Origin of the sequence: Paenibacillus oenotherae, assembly GCF_019443105.1 — a bacterium.
Taxonomy (GTDB): domain Bacteria; phylum Bacillota; class Bacilli; order Paenibacillales; family Paenibacillaceae; genus Paenibacillus_Z; species Paenibacillus_Z oenotherae.
The window spans coordinates 114,078-130,535 of the sequence record NZ_JAHZIJ010000004.1; the positions used below are offsets into that span (position 1 = coordinate 114,078).

Annotated in this window: 14 protein-coding genes; 1 reads left to right on the plus strand and 13 read right to left on the minus strand. The window is 51.4% G+C overall.

All coding sequences use genetic code 11. The features are described from left to right. Positions 1–36: 36 nt before the first annotated feature. The 6 genes from K0T92_RS08345 to K0T92_RS08370 all read right to left on the minus strand — a co-directional run bounded on the left by K0T92_RS08345 (position 37) and on the right by K0T92_RS08370 (position 6,961). Positions 37–1,542 carry a sugar porter family MFS transporter gene (locus tag K0T92_RS08345; RefSeq protein WP_246627995.1) on the minus strand — a complete coding sequence of 502 codons (1,506 nt, stop codon included), beginning with the start codon at positions 1,540–1,542 and terminating at the stop codon, positions 37–39. 214 nt (positions 1,543–1,756) lie between these two features. Then, positions 1,757–3,103, minus strand: coding sequence for an AraC family transcriptional regulator (locus K0T92_RS08350; RefSeq protein ID WP_219871995.1), 1,347 nt, complete (start codon positions 3,101–3,103; stop codon positions 1,757–1,759). Then, positions 3,078–4,532 carry a sensor histidine kinase gene (locus K0T92_RS08355; protein WP_219871996.1) on the minus strand — a complete coding sequence of 485 codons (1,455 nt, stop codon included), beginning with the start codon at positions 4,530–4,532 and terminating at the stop codon, positions 3,078–3,080. Before K0T92_RS08355 ends, K0T92_RS08350 begins: the two co-directional genes overlap by 26 nt. Further along, on the minus strand, positions 4,529–5,524 hold the full coding sequence (locus K0T92_RS08360) for a substrate-binding domain-containing protein (protein WP_219871997.1): 996 nt from the start codon (positions 5,522–5,524) through the stop codon (positions 4,529–4,531). The genes K0T92_RS08355 and K0T92_RS08360 overlap by 4 nt, the downstream gene beginning before the upstream one ends. 216 nt (positions 5,525–5,740) lie before the next feature. Continuing rightward, positions 5,741–6,145 carry a hypothetical protein gene (locus K0T92_RS08365; RefSeq protein ID WP_219871998.1) on the minus strand — a complete coding sequence of 135 codons (405 nt, stop codon included), beginning with the start codon at positions 6,143–6,145 and terminating at the stop codon, positions 5,741–5,743. A gap of 402 nt (positions 6,146–6,547) precedes the next feature. After that, complete coding sequence (locus K0T92_RS08370; RefSeq protein WP_219871999.1) at positions 6,548–6,961, minus strand: DUF4183 domain-containing protein; 414 nt, start codon at positions 6,959–6,961, stop codon at positions 6,548–6,550. A gap of 477 nt (positions 6,962–7,438) precedes the next feature. Between K0T92_RS08370 and K0T92_RS08375 the strand changes: the two genes are divergently transcribed. After that, positions 7,439–7,978 carry a DUF4183 domain-containing protein gene (locus K0T92_RS08375; RefSeq protein WP_219872000.1) on the plus strand — a complete coding sequence of 180 codons (540 nt, stop codon included), beginning with the start codon at positions 7,439–7,441 and terminating at the stop codon, positions 7,976–7,978. Positions 7,979–8,016: 38 nt separating this feature from the next. On the opposite strand, the gene K0T92_RS08380 is transcribed toward K0T92_RS08375, so the two are convergent. The 7 genes from K0T92_RS08380 to K0T92_RS08410 form a co-directional block, all read right to left on the minus strand. Next, a complete protein-coding gene (locus K0T92_RS08380) occupies positions 8,017–8,427 on the minus strand; it encodes a DUF4183 domain-containing protein (RefSeq protein ID WP_219872001.1) in 411 nt (136 codons plus the stop codon). Positions 8,428–8,558: 131 nt separating this feature from the next. After that, entirely contained in the window at positions 8,559–9,278 is a 720-nt protein-coding gene (locus K0T92_RS08385; RefSeq protein WP_219872002.1) for a YqjF family protein, read from the minus strand. 705 nt (positions 9,279–9,983) lie between these two features. Continuing rightward, a complete protein-coding gene (locus tag K0T92_RS08390) occupies positions 9,984–11,024 on the minus strand; it encodes a FecCD family ABC transporter permease (RefSeq protein ID WP_219872003.1) in 1,041 nt (346 codons plus the stop codon). Continuing rightward, positions 11,021–12,034 (minus strand): FecCD family ABC transporter permease, encoded by a 1,014-nt coding sequence (locus K0T92_RS08395; RefSeq protein WP_219872004.1) that lies wholly within the window; start codon positions 12,032–12,034, stop codon positions 11,021–11,023. The genes K0T92_RS08390 and K0T92_RS08395 overlap by 4 nt, the downstream gene beginning before the upstream one ends. Positions 12,035–12,130: 96 nt before the next feature. Continuing rightward, the gene (locus K0T92_RS08400) at positions 12,131–13,174 is read right to left on the minus strand and encodes an ABC transporter substrate-binding protein (protein WP_219872005.1); all 1,044 of its coding nucleotides are present in this window, start codon (positions 13,172–13,174) and stop codon (positions 12,131–12,133) included. 99 nt (positions 13,175–13,273) lie between these two features. After that, positions 13,274–14,911 (minus strand): AraC family transcriptional regulator, encoded by a 1,638-nt coding sequence (locus K0T92_RS08405; protein ID WP_219872006.1) that lies wholly within the window; start codon positions 14,909–14,911, stop codon positions 13,274–13,276. 564 nt (positions 14,912–15,475) lie between these two features. Beyond that, entirely contained in the window at positions 15,476–16,453 is a 978-nt protein-coding gene (locus tag K0T92_RS08410; RefSeq protein WP_219872007.1) for a glycoside hydrolase family 43 protein, read from the minus strand. Positions 16,454–16,458 lie beyond the last annotated feature (5 nt).

A 16,458-nucleotide genomic window follows, 5' to 3' on the forward strand; every position in this document is an offset into this window, starting at 1 on the left:
AGCGGGGTTGAAGGTTCTTTTGTCCCTTTGCGGGGCTTATTTGACTGCCCAGAGTGTCTCAATTTCCTCCAGTGATTTGCCTTTCGTTTCGGGAATCATTCGCCAGGTGAACACCACTGTAATCAAAGCCATAAGCGCGAAAATCCAGAAGGTCACTGCCGGACCTGACGTATGCAGCAGCGGGGGGAACGATTGGGAGACCGCATAATCGGCAACCCAATGCGCCATGGTGCCAATTGCAACAGCTTTGCCGCGGATATGGCTTGGGAAGATCTCCGATAGAACGACCCACAGCACAGCGCCTAGCGATATTGCAAAGGATGCCACATAGAGCAGGATGAAGAGCAGCACCCATGGCCCAGAGGTATGATCGGTGTAGAAAGCGAGCCCAATAACCGTCAGGCAGACCGTCATCGAAGCAGATCCGATAAGTAGCAGCGCCTTTCGGCCGACTTTATCGACCAGCCATAGCGACAGGATCGTAAAGGCCAGATTGACGAAGCCGATCAGGATCGTCTGAATTAGCGAAGCATTCGCGCCCATCCCCGCTTCCTTGAAAATTACCGGCGCATAATACATAACGGCATTAATGCCCGTAACCTGCTGGAATACGGCCAATCCGACACCTGCGATCAAGGCCAATCTCAGACCCGGCTTGAACAGCTCGCGTATCGAGCCGCCGCGCTCCTCCTGCCTGGAGACCTGCTTAATGTCCAGCACTTCCTGTCTGGCCAACGTTTCTCCATGGATTTTGAGCAGAATGGGCAGTGCTTGGTCCGGCTTGCCCTGCTTGATCAGCCACCTCGGACTTTCGGGCACGAAGAACAACAGCACCATAAACAGCAAGCCTGGGACGATTCCGGCACCGAACATCCAGCGCCAGGCACTGGAGACGTCCCATGCGTCATCACCATAACCGGTAATCGCCAAATTCACAAAGTACACCAGAAAGATTCCTGTCACGATCGCAAGCTGATTCAAGGCCACCAGACGGCCGCGATAGCGGGCAGGGGCAATCTCTGCATTATAAAGCGGACAAAGCGCAGAGGTAATGCCGATTCCAAGACCGCCGATTATCCGTGCGATAATGTAGCCGGAGAACGTATCCGGCAGGGCTGATCCCACAGTGCCGATAATGAAGATGCCTGCGGCTGCGATCAGCACCTTTTTCCTGCCGAAACGGTCGGCCAGCATGCCAGACACTGCTGCACCCGCAATGCAGCCGATAATAAAACAAGATACAGCCCACCCCAGCTGCATTCCGTTCAAGTGAAATCGCTGCTCCAGAAAGCCGAGCGCTCCCGATACGACAGCTGTATCGAATCCGAAGAGAACACCGCCGAGTGCAGCCACAATGGATACAAGAGTGACAAACCTCATATTCGGCTGTTCCGTTGCATCGGGATGTGACTGCCCCGCGTCCTCCTTGGCTTGCAATAGTTGTGCAGCATCGGCATGCGACTGCTTCGCCGCCTTCGTGTATTCCGCTTGCGACTCATGTGCCGCAGCCGGAAGCTGCTCTTTATCGATGACGAGTGACAATGTTATAGTCCCCTTTCCGGCATGCATCCTGCATGCGTCCAGTGAATTATAACATCCGCTGTTCTCTTCCAAGGCAGCGATCGCCTGCACTTTTCGGTGTTCTTCCTGTATTATAATATCCAGGCCCAGGCTGGTTCCCACACGGGGAGCGGACTAGTACATTTTCGTCCCGCTGACCACAAAAAAGTCCAGATCAAGCGCTCCATAAATTGGCTCAGCTGGTTTCGCTGCTGCGGTACTCGGACGGGGTAATGCCCGTCACCCGTTTGAATACACGGCTGAAATAATTGGGATCCTTATACCCGACCTCGAAGCATATCTCCTTGAGGCTGAGCGACTTCGAAGCTATCAGCCCCTTGGCCTTATCGATCCGCAGACGGGTAAGCAGGTCAATGAAAGTCTCCCCAAACTGCTGCTTGAGAATTTTACTGAGGTAGTAAGGATTCAGATGGACGTAATCCGCCACTTCCTCCAGTGACAGATCCTCGGTGAAGCGCTCCTCAATAAAGGCTTTGGCCCGGTCGAGCACGGATAAGGTTTGCTGCTCGCGCTCCTCGCGGATGCGGTGCAGAGCGGATGCTACATAGGACCGATTCAGTGCATCCTCATCCTCTGCGGCGGCCATCCCAGGCACAGGAATTGCGGCCTCTTGTCCCCTCTTCAGATCGTCAAAATGGCATACCTTCCCGCCCTGCTCGAAGCAGGCGGAGGCGAATACGGCTTCAAAGTAGGATTCGTGCAATCCCTCCGCCCCTTGTCTTGCAGATCCGATCCCCACCGTTATCGCCATACCAAGCTGACGCTCTGCCAGCGAGCACAGTTCTCCGCCGAACTGCACGGTCTCCTGCTTCCACACATCCGTCTCCGCCCCAGGCGGAATCCGCAAAAAAATCGTCATGTGGCGGTCAATTAGCGAGCTGACGATGCAGGGAGTCCCATTCGTCTTGGCGAAGCTGCGCATGGTGTCATAGATCTTCTTGTCCCGCACGTCTGCAGCCCTCGGGAATGCCGCGACAACCGCGCTGCCTCCATCAAGCGGAAAATCCAGCCATTCTGCCAGCTGCCCGGCATCCGCATCCATAACTTGCCGGACCATAATGACCAAGGCCAGCTCGCTCTCGACTAACGGCATCAACTGGGATACCCGATGTCTCAGCTCCAGCTCCTCGGCACGCTTGCTCTTCTCCCGGTCCAGCTCCTCCATTAGCCCCTGCAGCGTTGCCACAACCTGCGTCCGCTTGGCCGGCTTCACAATATATTCCTTCACGCCAAGCGTAAGCGCCTCCTTCGCGTAGGCAAAATAATCGTAGGCCGTCACCAGCACGAACTTCGTATCCGGCAAGCGCGATTTGATCTCACGAATGGCGTCCAGGCCCTGAATGCCCGGCATGTTGACATCCATGAGCACGATATGGGGATGATGCTCCTCCGCCCGTTCTATCGCGATCCGGCCGTTCTCCGCATGGAACACCTGCAGCTTGCCCTGCAGCATGTTCCGGGCAATCCATTCCAGACCTTCCCGTTCAAGCGCTTCATCATCTACGATCAAAATTCTGTACATGGATTGTCCCCGCCTCCTTCCCCAAAGGAATCCGAATCGTCACCCTGGTTCCCCGGCCCGGCTCGCTCCAGATGTCCACAAGGTTGTCCTCCCCATAGAACAGCTGCAGCCGCTTGAACACATTTCTCGTGCCGATCCCTGTGGATTGCTTGCTGTCGGCCCCCGCTTCGAGCCTGAGCAGAGATTGGCGCGCCGATTCGCTCATGCCAGCGCCATTATCAGCGACCATGATTCGGACATATCCTGGTATGAGCGCTACTTCCAGACGGATAACTGCGCCCTGCTCCATATCCGCAATGCCGTGCATATAGCAATTCTCCACAACCGGCTGCAGCGTCAGACACGGGATAAGCGCCTGAAGCGCGGCCGCATCGACCTCACTCTCGAATCTTACACGCTCACGAAATCTTGCCTGCTGAATCGTTATATATTCCTTAATATGGGCAAGCTCGTCACCCACCGTTACGGGTTGATCGAGCTGGCGCAAATTGTAGCGCAGCAGGCCCGACATCGACACGATAAGATCACTCGTCTTCTCCGCTCCCTCCAGCAGCGCCAGCTTGGAGAGCACATTCAGCGTATTGAACAAAAAATGCGGGTTGATCTGGCTTTGCAGCGCCTGAAGCTCCAATTCCTTGACCAGCCGGTCCTTCTCCAGGCTTGCTTTATCCTTGTTGATCAATACGATCAGATCAGCCGACATTTGCTTGAATGCATCCGACAAAATTCCGAGCTCGTCATTCGATCTCTGCTGCGGCTCAAGCTTCAGGTTCCCTGTAGAAACCTGCTTCGCCATGCCGACAAGACGGCCGACCGGTCCCGTAATGCTGCGGGAGATCCATACCGCGATCACAATGCTCATAACGGTGTTAACGACGAATACCGCCGCTCCCAGCCTATTGATGCGTCCGGTCTCCTCTTGGATTTGCTTATAGATCAATTGGTAATCCTGCAGCTCCAGATCGACAAGCTGCTGCCCCTTCTCCCGGATAAAAGCAATCGTTTTCTCAGCTTGCTCGTAGTGATGGAGCGCGGCGCGCGAAGAATCTGCCTCTGATGCCGCAAGCGCCGCCTGCTCCTCCTCCACAAGCGTATCCAGCATATGGACATGCCCGGTCAGCGCTTGGGTCAACGACGCATTCACCGATGACGCTGTGTCCGCAAGCTCATCCCGAGCCGCAAGAAGCCGCTCCCGCGATGAGAACAGCTCTGTATACTTGCTGGATACCGGGTCCAGCAAATAGTTATTCAGCTTTTTCAGATGGCCTTCAGCCGTCCGGGCCGACTGCTTGTACAGCAGGATGCGGCTCATCATGCCTTCATAGACCTGCTGAACGACGCTCCCGCTCTCGAATAAAAAATAGGTCACCAAGTTCACGAGCAGCACGAGCAAGGGAATGAACAGCAGCAGCTTCATTCGTATCGTCATGGACAGCTTCCTCCGGTGTCGCTGCCGCTCTCACCGCTGGTCAGAACCGTTGCTTCGGTGAAACGCTGCTGCTCCGGCTTCCTCCCCTGAAAATAATCATTCAGCATGGTTATTGCTCCATATCCCATTGCATAAGGCCGCTGGACAATAGTGGCCCTGATTCTACACTGCCGGATTGCCGCTTTCGTTTCGGCCAAATCATCAAAGGCAAGAATGCTTAGTCGTTGTGGATGCACATGCTCCGCGGCTTTCAATATCCCTATGCTGTCCAAAGCGCTGAAGCCGATCATCGTATCGATCTTGCCAGCATGCTGCATGAGCATCTCCTCGGCTTCCCGGGTCGCTTGCAGGCGGGAATTGTTCGACGGACGCACATCAACAACGGTAAGCTCCGGATACCGGCTAAGAACTGAGCGAAAGCCGGCAAGCCTAAGCTGCTGGCTGTACGACTGCTCATTAGCGATTAATACGCCAATGCTGCCCTTGGTGCCAGCGGCGGCTTGCGCGACTAGCTCGCCCATCATTTTGCCGGCTTTCAAGTTGTCTGTGCCTATGTATGACAGCCGATGGCTGTCCGGCTCATCCGCATCAACCGTAATGATTGGAATACCCTGAACGGCAGCCTTGTCAATTAGCAGCCGCTGCTGCGGGTCATTGATTCCCTGCACCATAATGGCATCCGGCTTGGCCGCTATGGCTCTCTCCAGCAGTCTGATCTGCTCCGCCGCATGGATGCGTATCGGACCGGTATATTCGACGTCCATGCCATAGTTGTCAGCTGCCTCCCGAACACCTTGCTCGATAGTCCGCCAATAGGGATTGTCCACCTCTTGCGCAATCAGCACAACATGGCGGGAACCATTCCCGATCCCATTATCCCCTGCGGGCTTTACCAGCTCACGGATATGCTGAGTAGAGAAGAAGAACTGCAGCAGCAAATAGGAAAACAGGACAAACAGGACCGCGATTGCAATATTCCATCCTCGGGACATCGTGCAGCCCCCCTTGCGTCGTTAGCAATTACATGGACCACCGTTCCTGCTTATGTATATTTCTCATTTCTCTTGGCAGTTCTTATATTTTTTCATCATCACTGGCTCCTTATTCAGCCCGCTTATAAAGCTATTCTATACTTTCTGATAAATTTAAAAATAGCGATGCGGGAAGTGGTTCCCGCATCGCTATTTCCGTTACACACTACTTATTGTTTAAAATGCATACGCTTTAAAGATCGTATAATAGCCGTCGCTTTCTAGGCCGTATTTAACCCATCCATTGGGGATCGGGTTAGTGCTATGAGGAAAATACGGATTGTTTTTCAATTTCACAGAAGCATACCATGGTGCTCCGTTAAGATTGATGATCTGTTTGCTCGTGCTTGTCGCATCATAGACTGCCCAGCCGGAAGGAACCGGTGCTGAGAGGGCTATCCATTGCTTCGCCAAATAAGCATAAGGCGGGCATACGATTACATACGGATAAGTTTGAGGCGTACAGGTCGAACCTCCACCATTCCAAGGATCATTCGCTTGCGCTGCAGGAGCTACGATCGCTATTGCAATCAGAGCAGCACCTACAGTTGCACTAATCTTTTTTTTGAACATCATCATCATGACACCTCTTCTACGAATTTTTTTGTGTATCGATACTTTAAAATTTTTAGCAAATGCATCAGCAATTTGATATTAATGTATCCGCTTACAAATCGGAATGGGCCGCTTGATTCATTTAGTGCGAGACGAAACGTAGGCCCTCAAACATGGAAATATGACATAATTCGACAAAATAAATACCGTATTATCTCATACCTGTTAAAAATCAAATAACCCTTAGTCCTAGGACTAAGGGTTATTTCTGCTATTTACCGCCCGGCTCGACTACTCGTTCAGCTTATGACCGCATTCGGAATTCCGGACAGGATGGGCTGAATTCGTCGTCCAAAACAGAAACAACTCACCGATGTTTTCAAGGAGGGGAACCTTCCATTCTCTCTGTCCTGGTCTGAAAAAAGAGCTTTAGGTAATAATCGTGATGGTCGGTGCGGATATGGTTGGCTGGGTTGTTATGTTCGATGATGTGTTGGTAAAACTGGCGATCTCTAGCAAAACAGGAACTCCAACAGAAATATCCGTCGCTCCCAGAACCAACTCAGTCGTAGTGATTGTAGATAAGGAGCTCTGCTGCAAAACGCCATTCACGTAGACGTTGGCATAATCGTCCGCCGTCAGGGCAGGCAAAGTCGTTACGGGATCCTCGGCGTCATCAATAAAGCTCGCTGCCGGAATGGTCGTATCCGTAGCACCAATCATCCCTGCAGTTATTGTGGCAAAGAAACGGGATACGACTGGATTTACAGTGGTCGTCACAACTCCGCCTGTAGCGACTGGAGCTGTAGAAATTGCCGTGTAGACTGGTTTTATAACGGGCATGCTGTCACCTCCTCTACAAGCAGTAATACCGAATGAATGCTTCGGCACTTAAGTAGTAGATGAATTCATTGAAAGGGTAGAAACGGCTTATTTACTATAAACCTGACATTTATTTCGAGGTGTGTGTCTGTCATAAGCGGCTTGGGCAAACGAGTATCGCTAGAATAGTTAGATGTCCATTCCTTCACATAACTTCATGACATAAGATAATAAAGCTGGGTGAGGGGGCCGGAAAAATTGAAATGTCTTAGGTTCCGCAGAGCTTCAGGCCGGAAAAAAGCGCGAAGGAAAAAAAATCGAGTGCAGCGGCAGCGCCAGCATTGCTGCTCTAAGCCACGGTCGAAGCGTAGGTGCTCGAGCTGTAAAAAACCGTCTGTTGCACGCATCGTGCGCCGCTCAAAAGTAAGGAATGCTGCTGCGAGACGATATGGTGCAGCGGGTAAGCGGGGGCCAGCGGGACCGCAGGGGCTGCCAGGCATGCAGGGATTGCAAGGCATTCAGGGGATTCAAGGCTATGGAGATAGAGAATCACAAGAGGAAGCCGGCGTTGCCGGATCGCAAGGCATACAAGGCATCCCGGGGGTACAGGGAGTCCCGGGGCCTGCTGGGTCCGCCGGGCCTGCCGGGCCTCCAGGAGCTCAGGGGATTCAGGGCGTTCAAGGACCCGTCGGACCGCAGGGCGAACAGGGCCCTACAGGGCCGCCAAACATACAGGAAGTTTTGATTACGCCAACCGCCCGAAGATATTTCTATTCTGCAACTGCAGACATTAATCTTCCGATAGTAATTCCGGCCAATCAATTTATGAACGATAACGGCGCACCCGCGATTGAATTTATCGGCATTGGACCAAGCAGCTATGCGAATGTTTATATTAACGGAATTCTGCAGCAAGGCAGCTTGTACACAGTGAGTGCTCATGCACTGACCCTCTCTCTTGAGCAAGGGGATATCATTTATCAGGGAACGCCTATCATTCTTGAAACGATACAATTCAGCGCCCAAATCATTGTATGATCATCCGTGTTCAGACGAGCCGATACCGGTCTGCTTCACTAATCGGTTATTGTAGTTGTAACCGCAATATTATTGGTTGATGTTGATGAAGCGGTTGAGGTGAAGTTGACAACCTCGACGACTACACTCGCGCCAATAAGAAGCGCTGTACTAATAATCAAGCTCGTCGTCGATAATGTGCTCAATCCACTGCGCTGCAGCACGCCATTCACATATACGTTATAGTAACCGCTGCTTGTTGGAACCGTAAGACCGCCCGCGGGAAGTGCTGCGCCGTTATCGCCAGTAAAGCTCGTTGCCGGAATGGTTGTCGTCCCTCCCAAAATGTTGCCAAGCACAACGGTTGCGGTATAACGTCTTACCGTCGGAACCACACTGGTTACCGTCGTGATCGTAATCGTACCGCTCACTACGCTCTCCGCCTCAAGATGTATTTTAATAACAGCCATAGACTCTCCCCCATTCCCAACATTCAAGAGTACTATATATTATGCTGTCTATTATCGTTGGCTTGGACGAACATCGGATAGAAGGGCAGCTGCACAGGGCTGCAGATTTGTGCGTATGTCAGCCTCTGGATTTACAACGGCTTCAATGGCCATACATGCACATCTATTCTTTTACAATAATGAGCGCAATACGGCGCTGCTATATCTATTCCGGGCAACTGGAGCATCGTATTGTCTCTGATCTCATATGCAGCATCCTGCAGCTCCCAAGGCTCATGATTGATTTCCGACATAAATATTCGATTGCGAGACTCGCTATATAGACAATACCTTTCAACCAGCCAATAATCCAATGACCCTGCCTCTGCGCGATACACTTCAGATGTTGGTTGATAGCTTCCCTTGAATATCGAGCCGCCGCCATTTCTGAAGCTTTCATAGACGATCTTCTCGCCTGCCTGACGCTCCAAGCTCATATTCGCGTAATAGTAGGGCAAGTGATAGAATTTTCTGCCAAAGAAAACACCTACCGTGCTCTCTGCATCCAGACTGAAGAAATAAACGCCGGACTTATCTCCAACCTTCACATAGGTTCGTACATTCAACTCTGGAAATTGCGACACATAGGGCACAGACGGGGTTCCTCTGAACCGGATTCCGCTCATCCAGAAAGGCACAATGCTGATCCATGCCTTCTGATCATAAGTATCAAGCTCCAGCCCCGCAGGAATATGCGGACTTAGCCATTCCGGTTCTACTGGATAATGCAAAAACAATAGATCACGCCAGCTTTGTTTGATCATCCAGGAACTGCGCGGTACAGGCCACGGTCTCTGCGTGTTCGTTATCATCCGAATGCCCCTTCATCATGGTAATGGTAATCATTGCTCCAGCATACCCATACATTCTGTCAGGTTTATTTCGGGTTGCAGGATGTTTTCTCCTGCTTGGGTAGTGGACAGGCTGGACAAAGCTATCTATCGGCCTCGCCGGATGGCCACTGCCCGGCCTTCAGCAGTCAGGGGACTGTCCAGTCCCCTTCGGAAATCTCAGCCCTCACTTGAAGAAGCTGCACGATGTGGAATGCCTGCGATCATGGGATGTTGACGTACTCCATGCCAGAAAACGATCCGTCATTCAAACGCTAAGACAAGCGAAATGCGAGCTAGGCAAAACATGCGAAACCGCAGTTTTTTTCTCCTTTCTGACCCCATGAAGGTGAAATGCCTGCCAGAGTGCAGGCATTTCACCTTCGTTTCCCCTTAACGGCCGATTTCCCCTCACATTCATGCATTGTCGCAGGAATTTTACCGTTATGGCGTCTTGTAGCCGAAATTCATGCCCATTCGCAGGTTTCTCTCTTCTTACGCCGTCACACTGCCTTCAAACCACTTGGAGAATGGGTTGCCCCAGAATTGATGAAGAGTCCCCACTACGAGCCTCCTATATAAAAAAGATGCTTCCAGTTCCACCTTTCAATTTCAATGGTTTTGGAAGCATCTTCTCACATGATTTGGGACTGACGCATGGGATATTGGACATTCTGGACAGACCCCTCAATTATTCCGATTCTTGAACAGCAAATAAATAAAGAATGGCGCACCGATGCCAGCGGTAAATACACCTGCCGGAATATCAAGCGGAAGAAAGGCGGTTCTGGCAATAATATCCGCTGCACACACGATTAATCCGCCGATCATCGCACACACCGGAACTACACTTGCGAACGAGCGCCCCACTATTTTCCGTGAAATATGGGGAGCGATTAAGCCGACAAATCCGATTCCTCCGGCATAAGCCACGGCGGATCCCGCCAATGCCACACTGATCAGCAGCAAGCAGAACCGGTCCCGCTGGACTCTTGCTCCAAGACCAATCGCGACCTGGTCTCCCAGCTCCTGCACATTGACAGATCTTGAGAAAAAGAGCGCAAGCGGCACACTTATCAGCAGCCATGTCAGCATGGAAGTTACTTCATTCCAGTTGGCTCCGTACACACTTCCGGTCATCCATATGTAGGCCTGATTCAATGAAGCTGTCGAGCTAAGGACAATCATCATCGTTGTACAAGCACCCGTAGAGGCTGCTACTCCGATTCCGATCAGCACAAGCCGTATAGGTGTCACACCTTTTTTCCACGCCAGAGAGTAGATAAGCAGGGAGATGAGCGTCGCCCCAAGTATGGCTGCGAGCGGCAGCCATTTCATGCTTAGCGCAGCTGAGAAATAAACGATGAAGATAACCGCCGCCACTGACGCGCCGCCTGTAATCCCGATAATATCCGGAGATGCCAGCGGATTGCGGACGATCCCCTGCAGAATCAAGCCGGATACGCCAAGCGCCGCTCCAACAAGCAAGGAGAGCAGCATGCGCGGCAGTCTTATTGTATCAATAATAAAGTTGTATTCACCGGTTCCCATGCCCAGCAGATGCTTGAATACTTCTACCGGGTGAAGCATCGTACTTCCGATCGACAGCCCCGCAATGAACAGCAGCAATAATAAACCAAACAACAGGACTGTTGTCATTACTGCTTTCTTATCGATAAGGAAGGAGAGCTTGCCCCGGCGGCTTCGTATTGCCGTCATATTGTTCATTCCCGCGTAAACCCCCTGCGTGCAATGTAGATGAAGAACGGTGTCCCAATGAACGCTGTCATGACGCCGATAGGCATTTCCTGAGGCATAATGACAAACCTGGCCACGACATCCGCCAACAGCAGCAGGCTCGCGCCAATCAGTGCGCAGTAAGGAACAATCCAGCGATAATCGATGCCGACAAGTGAGCGCACGATATGCGGAACGATGAGTCCTATGAAGCCAATGGAGCCGCCTACCGCGACAGACCCTCCTGCCAGAACAATAACAACAACGGCAATCAGCAGCTTCACCAGTATCGTCCGTTGTCCGAGGCCTTTGGCTACATCATCCCCTGATGTCAATATATTAACCGGACGGCCGAGAAGAAAGGCCAGAACGGCGGCACCGGCCATGAACGGCAATATTGGCAGCAGCATGTCGAGCTCTCTACCTGCAACCGAGCCAGCCAGCCAGAACAGCACCCCCTCCAGATTTTGCTCGCTGATGACGAGCAGCCCTTGGGTAAAGGAGACGAACAGGGCAGAAATCGCCGCACCCGCCAGTACAATTTTGATAGGAGTCAATCCATCCCGGCCCAGCGACCCCAAGCCATAGACAAGGACTGCCGCAACCCCTGCCCCTATGAACCCGATCCACATGAAATGAGTCAGTGAGGAAACGGAGAAGTAGGTAGCAGCAAACACGATAAAAAAGATCGCGCCTGCATTGATCCCGAAAATGCTGGGCGACGCAAGCGGATTCCTGGTTAGCGCCTGCATGAACGCCCCTGCTATCGCAAGACTGGCTCCGATGACTGTCGCAATAACTGCCCGCGATATTCGCGTTGTTGTAATGACAATATGCTCCGTAGAGGAAGGATCATAATTCACAAAGGCGTCAATCGTCGTTCCGAAGGGAATCGGAATTTGGCCAAACGCGATGCTGGAAACAAATGAAATAATGAATAGACATGAAGCGAAAACAAAACCCCAGATTTTCCATGATGTACGGGGGAATAAAGGTGTCATTATGTCCCTCTTCTTTCTTAGTTTGAGAAAAAACAAAAATAGGAGGGCTTTCGCATCCGTCCTATTCTTGCGTCTTCTTATAGATACTGCCAGGCCTTATTTGGCCAATTCAAAATGCTCATATACCTCATCCAGCATATTGTTGGCGGAAAGGATGCCGCCCGCATTATTCCACGTAACCTCATTGACCATGTAAACCTTGTTATTCTTCACAGCATCAAGATCCCTCCACAATGGATGGCTCGTCCATTCCTTGAAGGTTTTCTCGACAGCCGCATCCTCTTCAGCATCAAACTTGAAAATAAAGAACAGCTTCGAATTCATGCTGGGAATGCTTTCTTTGCTCGTCAGCTTGAGGACGACTGTACCCTTGTCCACCTCCGCCTGATGCGCCGCCGGACGAACAAAACCAAGCTCCTCCAGAATATCACCAGCGTAACCTGTCACATAAACGCGGGCATGATCGGCTCTAAAGTTCAGAATAGCTTGCTCCAGCGGCCATTGATCGCCCAGCTTTTCCTTGATCTTCACTTTGAAATCAGCTACGCGCTTATCCCAATCTGCGAGAAGCTTGGCAGCCTCGTCCTGCTTGTTCATCGCCTTCCCCATCAATTCCACTGTATCCTTGAACTTATAGACCGTCTCATGGGTAACTGTCGGCGCGATTTGAGAAAGCTGCTCATAAATTTCCTCATGCCGCAGCTTGGTCGCAATGATCAAATCCGGCTTCAGCTTGGCGATCTCCTCCAGATTCGGCTGTGTTTCCAGACCGACATGCTGGACGCCTTCCAGATCCGCTCTCAAATATTTGTACATGGGCTGCTCTGCCCATGAATCAACAACCCCAACCGGCTTTACGCCCAGAGCAACCGCGACATCAGTCGCGCCCTGATACAAGGTTACGATCCTTGTCGGCGTTCCTTTTATTGCTGTCTTCCCCATGGCATGGTCAATGACGCGAACCGTGTCGGCATCCTCTGCGGTGCCCGTGCTGCTTGTGTTATCCTTGCCGCCAGTCGTCTCCTGCTGGTTCCCCTTCGCGGCCGATTCCTCATTCTTGTTCGCACCGCAGCCTGCGATAACGAACACAACCAACATAATTGCGGCCAATGCCACTAATGCTTTTCTTGATCTGTACATTTTTCTGTCCCTCTCCCTGTCTGTTCCTGTCTAGATCCTCTATTGATATTGATTCTCATTGATAATTATACGGCAGATCTTCGCAATGAACATGGACATTTAAGACTGGCATTTGGACGAATCCGACATGAGCAGCTGCTGCGCTTTATCCAGGAACAGATCATGGGTCAAGGAAGTATAGCACGTATAGAGATGCTGACTGTCGTACATCGCATAGACAGCCCTGTTGCTGACAGCCTTCAAGGCAAGCCATTGTTGATTCGCCCACAACGCCTGGACTTCGCTGCGAATTGCGCTATCCATATGAGCTGTGCCGTCATGCTGAAAGCTGGTCAACAGAATGCGATCCCCCTCGAATGCGGCCAGTTCCTCAAGCGTCGCAATCTCCTTGTAATGATCAATTTCCGCTACTCCTCTCGGAACGCCCAGCTTCAAGTCGCCATAGAGAACCGTCCCAATGTTGCGCTGCCCGTACACGCACATTCTGCCTTCGCCAATACCGACAACAAGAATCGTCTCATCTCCAATACGGGCCTTCAATTGCTTCTGAATCTTCTCCGCCTTGCATTCATACCGCTCCAGCCAATCGCTTGCCTCATTATCCTTGCCTACAATCTTGGCGATCGTCATGAAATGATCGCGCCAGTCCTGATAATAAGGAAGCGTTATCGTCGGGGCGATTTGATCATAGATTTTCTCTTTCTGTGATTTTTCATAATCGCGGAACTCACTCGTAATGATCAAGTCCGGCTTGGCGCTCATCAGCTTCTCCAGATCCGGCTTGAAGTCACCGAGCGCAACCGTGTTGCGGAATCTTGTCGTTACCGGATACGCATTATTAATGACAGCGGCGTAAGGCTCGATGCCAAGCGCAATCAGATGGCCGGTGAGCAGATGCTTAAGTGAGGCGATCTTGTCCGAATATTTGATTTTTTTCACATAGGAGGTCGGCGAGCGGCCTGTCGTCGCTTTGAATTTGCGGCTAAAATAAAACTCATCGCTAAAGCCGACGCTCTGGGCGATCGAACGGAAGGAATCGCCAGTGAGCAGAAGGGATTGCTTGGCCTGTCTGATGCGGATATCGGCCAAATATTCCATCGGGCTTTTCCCGACCTTCTTCTTGAATGCGCGCGAGTAATAATCTGCACTCATGCCCGCCATCTCGGACAGCTTCGTTCGCGTAATGTTCTGATGATAGTTGCGCTCCATATAATCCATCGTCACGCTAATCGCCTGGTTCCAATCCGGCTGCTGCTGCTCGCGAACAGCATCCTGGAAGAGAGCCGCTATCATCTCCTGGAATATAATATTCGCCTTCATGCTATCCCAGCTGTTCCCGCTGCGCAGCTTGCTCTCCATCTCATGAATCCAGTCCATTAGAATTTGAAAATGGGCAGGGAACAGCTCGACTGGACAATCCAGTTCTGCTGGCTCATAGCAGCCTTGCTCCACCGCTTGCAGAGCATGAAACCGTATATAATAATAATCCGCCCTATCCTCCTGATGAATCCTGAGCTTGACAGCCGCATGGGGTTCCAGAACGAAGACCTTATGACGTTGCAGGGGATAGCTTCGTCCGCTGATAACAACATCTCCCCTTGCTTCCTTCAGCAGCAGCAGTCCATAGGCCGAAGTCTCCACATGAATGGGGGAAGGATTCGAGGCGGCATGTTTCATATAGTCTAGTCTATATAGATAAGAAGCGAGTTTATCCGAAAGATTGTTGCTGCTCTTCATTGAACCCAGCCCTCTCTATGTTGTAAATGATAATTATTCTCATTATAAAGGATTGGTGCAATAAAATCATTACTTCGGAATCCCTTTTCTGGTGCGTATAAGCAATAAAGGGCTGTTCGAAAAGTTCAATATCCAATGAGTCAGTCTCAAATGATATGAAAAGATGCCTCCAAAACCACTAAAAGTGGGAATGGAAGCATCTTTCATTGTATAGGTGGGACGTAACAGCCCTCCTTGGTTTTCCGCCATAACCTGCATCGGCTGGGAGGTGCCCCGGCGTCGCCTTTCCCCACTCCAAGTTGAAGGCAGAGTGACGAAGTAAGAAGCCTGCGAATGTGCATGAATTTTGGTTACAAGACGCCATAATGGTTAAATTCCTGCGATGAAGCATGTATTTGAGCAAAAATCGGCCGATAAGGGGAAACGAAGGTGAAATACCTGCACGCTGGCAGGCATTTCACCTTCATGGGGCCAGAAACGAGCAAATACATGCCGTTTCGCAGGTTTCGCCTGGCCCGCATCTTGCATCTCGTATGTCTCGGCGTTAAAATATGCAGTCCGGCGCTACGAGAGCTCTTGCTTGATGGCATCTGCGACGGGCCTGCCGAAATCCGGCGTGCCGTCCTCTCTCCATGTAAAGGCTTGCGCCCGTGTATGACGGTTGGGATCATAGAGCGGGTCACCCGTAATCTCCGTGTAATTGCGGGCATGATAGACCATAATGTCCTGACTGCCATCGCTGGATACCGTGAAGCTGTTATGGCCCGGACCGTAAGCCCTCACTTCAGGATGGCTCTGGAAGACCGGGGAATCCGACTTGCTCCAGGAAGCCGGATCCAGCAAATTGCTGCCCTCGGAAGCCGTCAATATTCCCATACAATAATGATGATCGGTTGCACTGCCGGAATAGGTGATGAAAACTTTGCCGTTCCGAATCAGCACAGCAGGCCCTTCGTTGACCAGAAAACCGATCATCTCCCACTCATGCTCCGGCTTGGCAATCATCACTTGGGGACTCTTGATCGTCCACGGATTCTCCATCTCCGCGATATAGAGATTGGAGTTCCCTGCAATCTCCGGATCTTTCTGCGCCCAGATCAGGTATCTGATCCCCCGATGCTCGAAGGAGGTAGCGTCCAGAGAAAAGGAATCGATATCCGTATGAATTCTGCCCTTCTCCGTCCACTCGCCTTCAAGCGGGTTCGCCGATGCGTTCTCAAGCACGTACATGCGATGATCGAACAATTCGTCGATAATGTCCGTCGTTTGTGACGCTGCAAAATAAATATACCATTTGCCATCAATATAGTGCAGCTCAGGAGCCCAAATCAGTGCGCTCATCGGCCCGGAATCATGCTTCCTCCAAGCAACGACAGGCTCAGCGCTTCCGATACCCTGTATCGTTCCTGCGCGGCGCAGCTCAATCCGGTCGTATTCCGGCACAGAAGCTGTGAAGTAATAGAAGCCGTCCGTATGCTTGTACATCCATGGATCAGCACGCTGCTCCAGTACCGGGTTAAGGATCCTTTCATTGCTCAGCATAGGTT